Origin of the sequence: Paenibacillus jiangxiensis (assembly GCF_046098255.1) — a bacterium.
Classification (GTDB): Bacteria; Bacillota; Bacilli; order Paenibacillales; family Paenibacillaceae; genus Paenibacillus; species Paenibacillus jiagnxiensis.
In genome coordinates, this window is sequence record NZ_JBJURI010000017.1 from 91,988 (window position 1) to 104,570 (window position 12,583).

The following is a 12,583-nucleotide window of genomic DNA, read 5'->3' on the forward strand; positions in this document are numbered from 1 at the left end:
ACCATGTTATCCATGAATCAACTTTTCGGCAGAATGAAAGGGAAAAGCAGATCGATCACGGCGGAGAATCCCCGTGGCCTGAAAGGGGAAGGCGGAAAAGCAGAAGGTCCTCTGGGAGTTGCACGGAAAGGCAAAGCTTTTATCTCGTTAGCCCAAGGCGAAACCGCCACACTCGTCGATATCGAAGGCCCCGGTATTATCCAGCATATCTGGATGACTGTGACCGACCAAACCGAGACCGGCTGGTTCGTGCTGCGTGACCTGGTGCTGCGAATGTATTGGGATGGTGAAGAGTCCCCGTCCGTTGAAGTTCCGCTGGGCGATTTCTTCTGCAATGGCTTCGGCGCCAGAGCGGTCGTGAATTCCCTGCCTATCGTAGTCAATCCGGTAGGCGGCATGAACAGTTACTTTACGATGCCTTTCAGGAAATCCGCCAAAGTCACCGTCACGAATGAGCATCCCCAAGAGATCGAAGCGTTTTTCTATCAGTTTGATTATATGCTGGTCGATGAGCTCCCGGAGGATACGGAGTATTTTCACGCCCAATTCCGCCGGGAAAATCCGACCCAGCTTAAGCAGGATTATACGATTATTGATGGAATTAAAGGAAGAGGAAAATATGTCGGTACCTATATGGCCTGGACCTCGCTGTCCCGCTACTGGTACGGCGAAGGGGAAGTTAAATTTTATCTCGACGGCGATCGGGACTGGCCGACGATCTGCGGAACGGGAACGGAGGATTACTTCGGCGGAGCCTGGGGCTTCGTGAACTATGACAACGGCAACCCCGTTGAGGAGCAGACGTACTCCACCCCATTTATGGGTTTCCCGTATTTTGCAGTAAAAGATACGACGAGAGCGCATATTTACGACGGCGCCGCTTGTCCGATGCGCGGCTTCTATCGTTGGCATATGCTTGACCCCATTTTGTTTGAAGAGGATTTAAGGGTCACAGTTCAACAGATCGGGCATGACGGAAAGGCGTTGTTCGAAAGAAGCGATGACATAAGTTCCGTATGTTACTGGTATCAGACCGAGCCGCATCAAGCATTCCCCGCCCTTCCCGGCGTAGTGGAAAGACGGCCGCGCTAATCAAGACGAAATAGTCGCAATCCAAAAGAAGCAGAGGTTCGAAAATGGCAAAGAAAAGGGTTACTTTAGTTCAAGTCGCAAAAGACGCGGGCGTATCACCCGCGACGGTCTCCCATTTTCTAAACGGCAACTTTCAGAAGATGGGCGCGGAGACGAAGGGAAAAATCAGTCTCTCGATCGAGAAATTAGGTTACCAAGTGAACCCGGTTGCCAAAAGTCTTATTACTGGCAGAATGCATACCATTGGGCTTGTTTTATCCGATAGCACCTATGACGGTGACGGTTACTTTGAGGACTTATACTTTCTCCATTTTGCCAAAGTCATCAAGCAGCAGTTAAAGTCTTTGGGATATAAAATCATCCTGCTGGACTTTGAAGAAATCTTTATGAATATCCAGATGGTCGACGGGATTATCGTCAAAGCAACGATGGACACGGAAAAATTCATGTCAAAATTAATGGATCTCAAAGTACCGGTCATTACGGTTGGCCGCCACAATTTATCCTATGGAGCGCATGTCCTGCGCGTCAACGACTATCAGAGCGGCCAACTTGGGGTAAACCACTTGTTATCCCGCGGCTATGACAAGCTGGTCATTTTGACTTATCCGCACGGCCACGTCCCTGGCTTCGATGACCGGTTGAACGGAGCCAGCGAGACTTTGCAGCAAAACGGCAAGCTGCCGACCGTCATCACGGGCGATATGACGGAAACCTTCGGATACGAGACCGTGATAAATCTGACCAAAAATAATCAGCTGCCGCAAGCGTTGTTTTGTTTAAATGACATCTCCGCTGTTGGGGCGTTGAAGGCCTGCAAGGATTTGAACCTTTCCGTTCCGGAACAACTGGCCGTGTTGGGTGTCGATGATATGCCTACCGTCTCCGAGCTGCTGAGCTTATCAACCATTCGGCATCCGATCAATGAATTAGCCGAGGCAGCTTCCAAGCTGATGATCGAATCCATCGAATCCGATAGCCAGTGGCCCGATCCTGTCGAACAAGTGTTTCCGACGGAACTGATGGTGCGGCGAACCAGCTAATTTCCAAATAAACTTCAGACTCCCAGACTGAGGTGGCTGTCTATTGTGTTCGTGTCTTGATGCCCCTGCACGCTGCTTTGTACGATTATCCCTCTCGCTCAGGGAATAGGTGGGGCTAGGGTAGGTATTCGTCTGTTTCTCTGTTTCTGATCAAACGGGATAATCATGCAAAGCGTCCGGACTTGCGAGTGTTGATTGATCTACCACCCAACCCACCGGCCTGCCAAGCCGTCAAGAATTGATTTCTAGGTTGAGCCAAACTTCAAACAGATCATTCAAAAAATCGAGTAAGGGGTTCGTTGATTCCCTGCTCGTTTTTTTTGCTTTATCCTCTACCCTTGATTCGCACATCGCTAAACTCAGCGTAGCCTTGGCTGACAAACAAGCCAAGCTTCCCTCGCGGGATATCATACATTCTGGCGCTCATCGCTATGTTCTCATCCACGTAAATTTCACAAATCGATCCGTCCATAAACACTTTAATTTCGTAAGGACGATCAGGAATCAGCTCTATCGGACGCTCCAGCTCTACCTCATAAGGGAAGGTCTTCCCGCCCTCTTCCGACTGCATGATCGCCCCCCGGAAGGTAAGACGATTCCGCTGCGGTTCCAGGGTAACGTAATAGGCCTCATCTAACGTATCTTCTGTTCGCAGCATGAACCCAACCCCTTGCGTTTGCTCGGAGAATGAGACGCTGGCGGAAATCTTGCATGGATCAGGCAGCTCCTCCCGACTCGTGCTGCCGGCAAAACCGTACGGCGACACGCAGGAGAGCGTGCGATCCGTAATCAGCCAATCTCCCGTAATACTCTGATAATGTACGGGCAGCGGGTGCGAAAATGCCGCATCAACCGTATCCGGCACTTTTACGCCGAGCGTGCCGTCAGGGCGCTGAACGATTTCATGGACGATCAGATTTCCTCCCCAATCCCAGGTATTGTAGTCCTTACCTCGGGATTTCGGCGGATTCCAGCCGAATAAATCGTCGTTTTTCGTGGGATTCCAACCGAACAGATAGCGTCTTCGTCCATCTGTCGCGGATTTGGCCGCATAGAAAGCCCTACCGTCGAAGGTGTCCTCCTGAGGAGTCAGCCACGGGCCATCCAGGGAACGGCTCATCCGGTAAAATGTTGCAAAACGTCCAGTATAGGAGGAGTAGATCAAATACCACCAATCCCCGATCCGGAATAAGTCGGGACATTCATGGGCCCCTACGTGCAAATTCGGCGCGTACAGAGGCTCGCGGTACTCCCAAGTTTTAAGGTCTTTGGATGACAGCAGCGCGGTGCACCCTTTTCGGTTGGTTGGCCCTTTCGCCATCGCGGCAAGCAACATCCAGTATTGACCCTCCTCTTCATTCCAGAATACAAAAGGATCGCGCCAATCTGATAGCTCATAGATACGGTCGTCAGCGGCAAAGGTATGTTCGGGAATAGGCTCCCAGGTCTTCAAGTCGCTGCTGATCGCATGGCAGACGAGCTGCTCGCCTGGAGGGAATATGCAGTAGAACATATGATAGATACCGTCTACTTTCAAAATATGGCCAGTGCCGCCTTCGATTTTGCAGGCTCCTTCTGCCCGATAATTCACGAAATCCTTCGTTTCGATCAGATACCAGCCATGGTCAAGACCATCCCGGTAGTTCTCCCGCCAGCCGTGCAGATAGAATAATTTAAATTCTCCGTCTTCATAATAGGGAATCACGTCCCCTACCCAGGCGTTCTCCGGCCGATAGAAAAATTCCCTCATCCTATGATTCCCCCTAAGATTCACTTTGCCAAATGGCTTGCATCTCCCATATATCCAGGGATTTAACCGTTAGTTCCCCGTCTCCCCAAATCTCAAGCCCCAGAGCATCCATGCGGCTCGGATACACACGGGTCGTAAGGCTTTTCAAACCGTTGGCATAGGCTTCGACCATGGAGCGGTCCAAATAAAGGTGAAGCTTCAGGTTCTCGCCTGGCAGCTTCAGCTTGCCGCCCTGGATCCCTCCGCATTTTTCTCCCGGATGCAGTGTCGTTTTCGTCCGGTCGACCAAGAGCATCGATTGAATCACATCATAATACAGCAGCGTTTCTTCTTCCCCGTCCGGGGTGCGCCGGATCTTGATTCCGAATCGTTGGGCGCTGCACGGCTCGATTTCCAGTTGAATCTCAAGCATGTCGCCTTGAACCTCCCGGAGCCGTACATTCGTCTCGGCCAGTGACTCGTTCCGAAGCGATATCCGCTTCTCCCCCCGCAGCGATTGCAGCTCCTCAATTGGTTCGATTCCCAGCTGTCCGTCATCCCGCAAATAGACGCTTAGCGGCAACCCGCCGTTATGGGCCCAACCCGATTGATATTCCAATTCGGGCGTCCGCTCCCCTTGGGCTATCGTAAAGATGATCTTTCTGCCGGTTCTCGGATCCACCATTCCGCTCGGGCCGGTAAAATGGAAATCGCCGACGTCAATCAGTTGCGGCTCCTCTTGATCGGGAATGAATGACAGATTTCCCCTGTCAAGCTGCCCGATCCAATAGAACACCTCGACATCCGCCCCTTTTCCCACAGGGCTGACAAGCGGAAGCAGCACGGGGAGCTCCCAGATCGGGCCAAGATAAGGGAACTTCTGAAGATCCGCTTGATACAATGGACCCTTGTAAGTCCAATTCAGCATATCCTTGGACGCAAATGCCAGCGCCGCGCCTCCTTCGCCTTCCATCCCCGACCCGACCAAAGCATACCAGCCGGCATCGTCCTTCCAAACAAAGGGATCCCGGAAATCGCCGAATGCACCCATGCCCTTCTTCTGCACGATGAGCGGCTCCGGATGTTTGACCCAGTGAACCAGATCCGGGTCTCCATCCCGAGTATAAGTGCTGCGGGCAAGCGCAACGCTCTGATTCGGCGAAACACTGTCATTGCCTGCCGTAAAGAACAAGACAGGCAGACCGTCCGCATCATAGGTAGCGCTTCCCGACCAGATCCCGTCCGGTGCAAGCTGATCCTTCTCCGGCGCCAGCGCCACGGGAAGGTCGCGCCAATGCACCAGATCATCGCTTACCCAATGTCCCCAATGGATCTGATGAAAGAAAGGCCCTAGCGGGTTGTGCTGATAGAATAAATGATATTTCCCATCAAAATAGATCGGCGCATGAGGTTCATTCATCCAATGGGCCGGCGGGCTGACATGATATTGGGGTCTATGCCGGTCCGACAGCAGGGGCGTCCGGTCCAGCTTGATCTCATCATATTTTAAAGACGGTCGGACACCTCCATGAGCGGAGTCCAGCACATGGTGATAAGCAACAGCCACCTCTTCCGCGCTCAGGGCCCGATTATATATCTTGAGCTCATCGATGATACCACTGAACATGTGCAGGCTGAACACCTTTGCCAGACGGCTGCTGTGATTGTTCTTTCCGATAAGCAAATCGCTATCCACAGCCTCGGCCAAGCGGGAACCGTGTGGCAAGGAAGTCGAAGCGATTTCGCTGCCGTTCAAATAAAGCTTCATTTCTCCCTGGTTCCCATCGAACACCGCACTTACGTAAGACCATTCATTTTTTGGCAGTTCACAGCCGTCCGGCGACCAAATCTCCGCCCAAGCCCCTCCTTTAAGCCCAACCTGGAAAGACCATGATCCGTGGCGAAACATGCCCAGCAAATAGCCCTGCTTGCGGTCCATGTTGTAGCGGTTCACGATGGAAGCCAATTTACCACCCTCCCCCCATTCGTAGGAGCGGGGCGCTACCCATACTCCGATGCTGAGCGCCGTCAGAAACCCTGGCTCGCCATTCGACTCTCCCGTATTGACCCAATGGGCAACGTATGTCGAGTACCCATCGAACAGGAGTCCGCTGCCCAAGATGCCCTGTCTCCACTGCGGATCGCGCGGTTCCGTAAACTCCGCTTGCTTAAATACGTATTGAATATCATCATGAGTTTTGGATACGCTCTCCAAAGCTCTTGCTCCGGTTCCTTCGTCGAAAGCCCAATACATCATCAGTCCCCGATTGTCGGGTACTTGGTTCACGCGTCATTCCCCCTTGAAGTCTGCTCGACGGCACCATTAGGAATAGAAATGGATTTAAGAGCATGAATATGAAGCGAGTTCAATACAACCTGCCCCGAATTCGTGCTTATCCAAACATTCTCGATCGGAGCATCCGGGAATATTTGATCCGTCAGCACAACCAGTCCCCCATTCCCATACACTTCAACAGCATTGCGGTCTAGCCAGATATGCAACCTGATCTTTCCATCCTCCGGAACCAGGCTTGCACCGTGATTGCATGCAAACTCCGGATGAAAGTCAGTCAGACCCGATTTGGAACGGTCGATAGATAGACGTTGAAACACAGGATCATATCCAATAATCGTCTCGTTCTGCCCGGAGGATTTGAATTTTATATGCACCTCGTTCCCGGACCGGATGTCAATATCCGCTTCTATCTCCAGCAGACCATCGTTCGTCTGCTGTTTAAACGGTACGTCCTGCGCCAGCGTGACATCATTCCAGCTCATCGATGTTTTTCGCAGCCGTTCAACTTCCCGGACAGGCATTTGGGTCAGAACTATGCCTTCGTCCCGGCTGGTCAATGACAAGGCACGGGGCAGAGTCATGGCGCCTCTCCAGTCACCGGTTGGCGTCTGGTTGGCATATTTCCAGTTGCTCATCCATCCGATCATCACACGCCGTCCGTCTTGCTCTGGTATATCCGACCAAGTGACACCCGCGTAATTATCCCTACCATGATCCAGCCAGAGGATATGATCGGCCGAATGGTCATTGATGAACGTATTTCCGTCGAACTCTCCGATAAAGTATTGCGTGCGTGAGCCTTCAGGACAGTCGGGATTATCCCCAATGCTTATGATAAGCACCCATTTGGAGCGCCCGCTGTCATCAATCGGCAATTTAAAAAGATCCGGGCATTCCCAAACGCCGTCATGCGAGCCTTCCCCTTTGCCGAATTCTCCTGTTAGCGACCATTCACGCAAATTTTTCGATCCATAAAAACGAGCATGGTCTCCCGCCACAAGCACCATCACCCACCGCTCACTCTGCGGATGCCAGAACACTTTCGGATCTCGAAAGTCGATCAGATCATCCTCGGCGAGAACCGGGTTCCCCTCATATTTGTGCCAAGTTCGGCCTTTGTCGCTGCTGTAAGCCACGCTTTGCCGCTGGCGCGGCTGCCCGGTCTTAGGACAGGTGTCCGCATGAGTAAAGATGGCGACCAATCCATGCGAACCTTCGAACAGTCCGCTGCTGTTATTCCAGTCCACTACGCAGCAGCCGGAGAAAATGGCTCCAAGCTCATCCGGGAACAAAGCGATCGGCATGTGCTGCCAATGGATCAAGTCCGGACTTACCGCATGTCCCCAATGCATGGGCCCCCATTTGTTGCCGTGAGGATGATGCTGATAAAACAGATGATATTCTCCCTCGTAATAGACTAATCCGTTCGGATCATTCATCCAATGGGATGGAGGCGAAAAATGAAAGCCGGGTCTGAATCTCTCATAAAATACATCTAGCACAATTTCTCCCACCAATCGTTTAAGTTTATTTATTTTTGTAAATTTGCATGATAACGGTCCAATCCTGTTTGATAGATTTCCATCAATTCGTTCAGGCCCATCTTCTCCAGTGTCTTCACATATTTATCCCACTGTTCATCCACGCCGCCATTAACAATGAATTTACCTCGTTGGGCATTTACATATTTAATCAGTTCCGGTTCAATTCTATTGATTTTGTCCAGCTCTTCCTTTTCAAAGAATATATTTGGATAGTTTTCCTTCTCCATATATGGATTGTAATATTGCTCCAAATCTTTAACACGCTGCTGGGCCCGTGGCTCCAGATCAACAACTTTTCCAAGGTCTTCGATGGTAATAACGCCAGGGCCGCCTGCGCCTGGAGCCACTTTTTGCCGGAATTCACCTGCAGAGGTTCCAGCAGGGAGCGGCAGGTTCACCAGCTTGCTATTTTCGTCTTTCTTGAATACAACATCCAGCGGACCCCAGTGGATCTGAGCCGCCATATACGGTTCATACTGCTGATCGATCCAGCGCATCGTGATTTCGGGATAGCGGTTCGCTTTTGTTATCACAAAGGCGCCGCGTCCCGGCCCCCCTCCATTGCCGCGGCCGATCAATTGGTCACCGTTCGGTCCTTTAAGCGGAGACAGTAAAGCATAATCCTGGCTTCGCTCCGGTCCGACAACTTCTTCGGCTTCCCACCAGATGTAGGAGCCAAGTGTTTCGTCCTTCGTTTTGCCTTTTGCCAGATACTGAGCAGCGTCCTGGGTGAAGGATTCGGGGTCAATCAGGCCCTGCTTATACCATTTTTCATGAAAATACTTCAAAGCTTCCTTGTACTGGGGTTGCGTCGCCGTAAAGATCACTTTTCCATCGCGGACGATCCGATGTTCCATGTTATCCGGAAGTCCGAAAGCTCCGAATATGCCGCCAATGTCCATACACCATTGCATGTGCATGAAGCTTAACGGAATTTCATCGGCCTTGCCGTTGCCATTCGGATCCTGCGTTTTAAAGGAAATTAAGGCTTCCGTGTATTCATCGAGCGTTTGCGGCATTTTCAGACCGAGCTTATCGAGCCACTTTTTATTGATGACATGAAAGAAAGGGTTGGTTCCCAGGTTATTCTCTTCCCACGACGGCAGCCCATAAATGTGCCCATCGGGCGCCGTGATCGCTAACTTAATGTCAGGCCTGCGCTCCAAAAGCGCTTTCAAATTAGGCGCGTACTGATCGATCAAATCCTCCAGTGGAATGATCGTTCCGTCTTTACCGTAATTGATGAGCTCGTAATCCGAAAATCCGGCTGCGTAAAAAGCGTCCGGCAAATTTCCGCTGGCCAGCAGCAAATTTTTCTTCTCTGCGTAGTCTGTGTCCGGAATGTTCTCCCACTCGATCTTTACATTTGTTTGTTCTTCCAACCGTTTGAAAATTTCCATTTCGGAATACTCCGGCGCTAACGCTGCTTTTGGGGATACCATCTTTAGCGTCACTGCTTCTTTAACAATCGGCAGACCGATTTTATTGAAATTCGTATCCTGTTCCGGATTTTTCACCTGATTTTTGGAGCCGTCTTCTCCCGAACATCCGCTCAGCGCAAGGGCTCCGGCCAGCACGAGAATTCCTGCGTTTTTGAATAAAGATTTCATCGTACCTAACCTCCCTTTAGTTGATCCATTAAAATCACAATTTTATTCCCCATTCCAGCTTTATCTGGATGCACCATGGTTGGTTGCTATATATCCCCTCCCTTCAGGAAATTGTCAGCATCAGCCCTTGATCGAGCCAATCATTACCCCTTTGACAAAGTACTTTTGCAGAAATGGATACAAAATCAGCAGTGGCAAGCTGGACACGATAATAACACCGTACTTGATAAGTTCAGTAACCCTCATCTTCGCTGCATAGGATTCCACATCCACCATCATCCCGGAGTTGACCTGATTTTGAACGAGAATGTTGCGCAGCACCAATTGAAGAGGATACTTGCTCTCGTCATTCAAGTAGATCAAAGCATCGAAAAAGCCATTCCAAAAGCCGACGACATGATACAACACCATAACTGCAATGATGGACTTGGACAGAGGCAAGACAATACTCCAAAAAAATCTGGTGTTGGAGCAACCGTCGATTGAAGCGGCTTCCCACATTTCATCCGGAATGGACGACTGAAAGAATGTCCGAACGATGATAACATTGAATATACCGCCAGCCCCAGGAATAACCAGCGCCCAAATCGTATTTAACATGTGCAGATCCTTGATCAACAAATATGTGGGAATCAACCCGCCGCTAAAAAACATGGGGATCAGTAAAAACCACATCATTACTGATCTTCCGACCAGATCCTTGCGGGCTAACGGATAGGACGCAAATACGGTAACAGCTACTCCAATCAAAGTTCCCAAACCCGCGTAAAGAAGGGAATTTGCATATCCGATCCAAATAGAGGAGTCATTAAAAATTCGTAGATAGCCATCGAGTGTAAAACCCCTCGGATATAACCATACTTCTCCTGAATAAATCAGATTGGGATCACTGAATGAAGCAATCAATACAAAATACAACGGAAATAATATGAGCAGCATGACTACGGTCAACACGAAATAGTTAATGGCGTCAAACCAGGCGTCCCCTCTGCTCTTTCTCTTCAAAAGATTGTTCAAAGTAAATCCCCCTTACCACAGACTGGTTTCCGTCAATTTTTTGGCGATCCGGTTAACGGCGACAATCAGGATGATGTTGATAACGGAATTAAACAATCCAACCGCCGTCGAAAAGCTGTATTGCGCCTTCTGAATCCCTAATTCGTATACATAGGTTGGAATAATATTGGAGGTTCCATAGTTCAGATCACTTTGCATCAAAAAAGCCTTCTCGAAACCGATGCCCATAATGTTTCCGAGTGCGAGAATCAGCAGAATGATAATTGTCGGGAGAATACCGGGAATATCCACATGCCACACCCGCTTCCACTTACTCGCACCATCCATAATGGCGGCTTCATGCAGTTCAGGATTGACTCCTGCAAGCGCTGCCAGGTAAATAATCGTGGAGAAACCGGTCTCTTGCCATATCCCTGACAAAATATATAAAGGACGGAACCAGCCTTCGTCAGCCATAAACAGAATGGGTTCTCCTCCGAACCAGGTAATCATGTGGTTTACGAGCCCGCTGTTTGGCGATAAAAAAACATGGAGCATACCGACGAGTACAACGGTGGAGATAAAATGGGGCGCATAAATGACCGTCTGAATAAATTTCTTGTATCGCTTGCCTAATATTTGATTCAACATAACCGCTATAATAATCGGAGCCGGGAAGCTGAACAAAAGTGACAGGAAACTGAGTGTCAGCGTATTGAACATGATCGTCCAGAAGTTATATGAATCGAAAAACTCAATAAAATGCTGAAAGCCTACCCATTCGCTGCCCCATATCCCCTTGCTCGGTGAAAAATCCTTAAATGCAATTTGCACTCCGTACATCGGGTAGTACTTGAATACGAGATAAATCAAAACAATCGGCAGCAGAAACAGATACAGTTCATAGTTGCGTTTGATTCGGTCCCAAGTTTTACGATTTTCTTTGATAACGAGTCGATATTCTCCGGAATCTCTTGGGTTCATCCTAATACTCCCTTTCCTATATAATTTTTGTAATTGAAACGTTTCCACTTTATTTGAAACGTTTCCAATTTAGTTTAAGAAGAACGCCAACCGCAAGTTCATTGGTGTAGCGACTGAAGCGGTTGATGTTTTTCTAATAACCGTTGAAAAGGAGACTCCTTTTTTTTTAGGTGAAACTAAGTAGTTTCACCTCGTCTAAATATGACCGGAAGACGATAAACTTCCCGGTCCAAGGTTTCTCCTTCTATCTTTTTGTAGAGCAGTCTGATCGTCATACGAGCCATCTCCTCTACAGGTTGCCTGATCGTTGACAATATCGGATGGAAATATGAATGATCCTGAATACCGTCATATCCGATAACCTTTACATCCTCTGGAACACGAATCCCCTGCTTGCCTGCTTTATCTATATATTTGGCGGCGAACATATCAGTAATGGCAAAAATTCCGTCCACATCGTGGTACTTATCCAGAAACTCGTCAAAATAGGCATCGTCGTCCAAAACAGGGTCCGGCTTCTCGTATACAACATAGTCGACTCCCATTGTTTTCGCCTCATGTATGAAACCTTCTCTCCGATTCATGGTTTCACTGAAAACGGAGGTGACGCTGCCCAAAAAAGCCATTTTTTTGGCACCTGCTTTGACAAGTTCCCTTAGCGCCAGGCGCCCCCCTTCATAATTGTCCGAAGTGACGCATGTGATTTTCTTGTTAAAGTGTCTGTCGATACTGACAATCGGAATGTCATTGCTTACGTTATTTTCAATATCGTTGTACGTAATACCAACAATACCTGCCACTTTGTTTTGCTGCAGCATATCGAGATAATACAATTCCTTTTCAGGTTTGCCACCGCTATTGCACAGCATGAGCTTAAAACCTTCCCGGTCCAACTCATCTTCAATGTAATATGCCAATTCAGAAAAGAAAGGGTGCCAGATACTTGGGAGCAGCAGGGCAACCATCTTGGATTTCCGCATTTTGAAGTTGCGGGCAACCTCATTAGGGATATAATTCAATTCTTGTATGGCTTTCTCCACTTTTTTGCGTGTAGCGGGTTTTACAGAGCCCGAATTGTTAATGACTCGGGATACAGTTCCCACAGCTACACCAGCCAAGTTAGCTACATCTTTAATACTTGACATCTAACCCTCCACTTGAGCATCTCTTATGACAATCATAATAATACTAAATTGGAAACGTTTCAACAGTTAATTTGGAAACGTTTCATTTTTTTGTGGACGCGCATAATCACAATCAATCACGAAAAGGCGGCTCTCCTGGTCATA

At 49.0% G+C, this 12,583-nt stretch carries 8 protein-coding genes and 1 pseudogene; 2 read left to right on the forward strand and 7 right to left on the reverse strand.

Annotation, left to right across the window (positions count from 1 at the left end; genetic code table 11):
• The first annotated feature begins 3 nt into the window (after positions 1-3).
• Together ACI1P2_RS17210 and ACI1P2_RS17215 are read left to right on the forward strand one after the other, a co-directional pair.
• Complete coding sequence (locus ACI1P2_RS17210) at positions 4-1,092, forward strand: glycoside hydrolase family 172 protein (protein ID WP_355321081.1); 1,089 nt, start codon at positions 4-6, stop codon at positions 1,090-1,092.
• A gap of 44 nt (positions 1,093-1,136) precedes the next feature.
• Positions 1,137-2,135, forward strand: coding sequence for a LacI family DNA-binding transcriptional regulator (locus ACI1P2_RS17215; RefSeq protein ID WP_355321082.1), 999 nt, complete (start codon positions 1,137-1,139; stop codon positions 2,133-2,135).
• A gap of 325 nt (positions 2,136-2,460) precedes the next feature.
• Here ACI1P2_RS17215 and ACI1P2_RS17220 read toward each other — a convergent pair whose 3' ends face one another.
• The 7 genes and pseudogenes from ACI1P2_RS17220 to ACI1P2_RS17250 all read right to left on the reverse strand — a co-directional run bounded on the left by ACI1P2_RS17220 (position 2,461) and on the right by ACI1P2_RS17250 (position 12,439).
• The gene (locus ACI1P2_RS17220; RefSeq protein WP_355321083.1) at positions 2,461-3,885 is read right to left on the reverse strand and encodes a glycoside hydrolase family 32 protein; all 1,425 of its coding nucleotides are present in this window, start codon (positions 3,883-3,885) and stop codon (positions 2,461-2,463) included.
• A gap of 13 nt (positions 3,886-3,898) precedes the next feature.
• Entirely contained in the window at positions 3,899-6,121 is a 2,223-nt protein-coding gene (locus ACI1P2_RS17225) for a GH32 C-terminal domain-containing protein (protein ID WP_408976260.1), read from the reverse strand.
• A gap of 26 nt (positions 6,122-6,147) precedes the next feature.
• A pseudogene (locus tag ACI1P2_RS17230) lies at positions 6,148-7,644 on the reverse strand (glycoside hydrolase family 32 protein); the annotation flags it as partial.
• A 47-nt stretch (positions 7,645-7,691) separates the two neighbouring features.
• Positions 7,692-9,314, reverse strand: a complete 1,623-nt coding sequence (locus tag ACI1P2_RS17235; RefSeq protein ID WP_355321085.1) for an ABC transporter substrate-binding protein — start codon at positions 9,312-9,314, stop codon at positions 7,692-7,694.
• 120 nt (positions 9,315-9,434) lie between these two features.
• Complete coding sequence (locus tag ACI1P2_RS17240) at positions 9,435-10,331, reverse strand: carbohydrate ABC transporter permease (protein WP_355321086.1); 897 nt, start codon at positions 10,329-10,331, stop codon at positions 9,435-9,437.
• Between the two features lie 12 nt (positions 10,332-10,343).
• Positions 10,344-11,294: an ABC transporter permease gene (locus tag ACI1P2_RS17245; RefSeq protein ID WP_355321087.1), complete on the reverse strand. Its 951-nt coding sequence runs from the start codon at positions 11,292-11,294 to the stop codon at positions 10,344-10,346.
• Positions 11,295-11,470: 176 nt separating this feature from the next.
• Positions 11,471-12,439, reverse strand: coding sequence for a LacI family DNA-binding transcriptional regulator (locus tag ACI1P2_RS17250; RefSeq protein ID WP_355321088.1), 969 nt, complete (start codon positions 12,437-12,439; stop codon positions 11,471-11,473).
• Between the last annotated feature and the right edge of the window lie 144 nt (positions 12,440-12,583).

Bases quoted from the DNA above. Each gene is read 5' to 3' on its own strand.
- ACI1P2_RS17210 (WP_355321081.1), top strand. From the start codon at position 4: ATGTTATCCATGAATCAACTTTTCGGCAGAATGAAAGGGAAAAGCAGA.
- ACI1P2_RS17215 (WP_355321082.1), top strand. From the start codon at position 1,137: ATGGCAAAGAAAAGGGTTACTTTAGTTCAAGTCGCAAAAGACGCGGGC.
- ACI1P2_RS17220 (WP_355321083.1), bottom strand. From the start codon at position 3,885: ATGAGGGAATTTTTCTATCGGCCGGAGAACGCCTGGGTAGGGGACGTG.
- ACI1P2_RS17225 (WP_408976260.1), bottom strand. From the start codon at position 6,121: ATGATGTATTGGGCTTTCGACGAAGGAACCGGAGCAAGAGCTTTGGAG.
- ACI1P2_RS17235 (WP_355321085.1), bottom strand. From the start codon at position 9,314: ATGAAATCTTTATTCAAAAACGCAGGAATTCTCGTGCTGGCCGGAGCC.
- ACI1P2_RS17245 (WP_355321087.1), bottom strand. From the start codon at position 11,294: ATGAACCCAAGAGATTCCGGAGAATATCGACTCGTTATCAAAGAAAAT.
- ACI1P2_RS17250 (WP_355321088.1), bottom strand. From the start codon at position 12,439: ATGTCAAGTATTAAAGATGTAGCTAACTTGGCTGGTGTAGCTGTGGGA.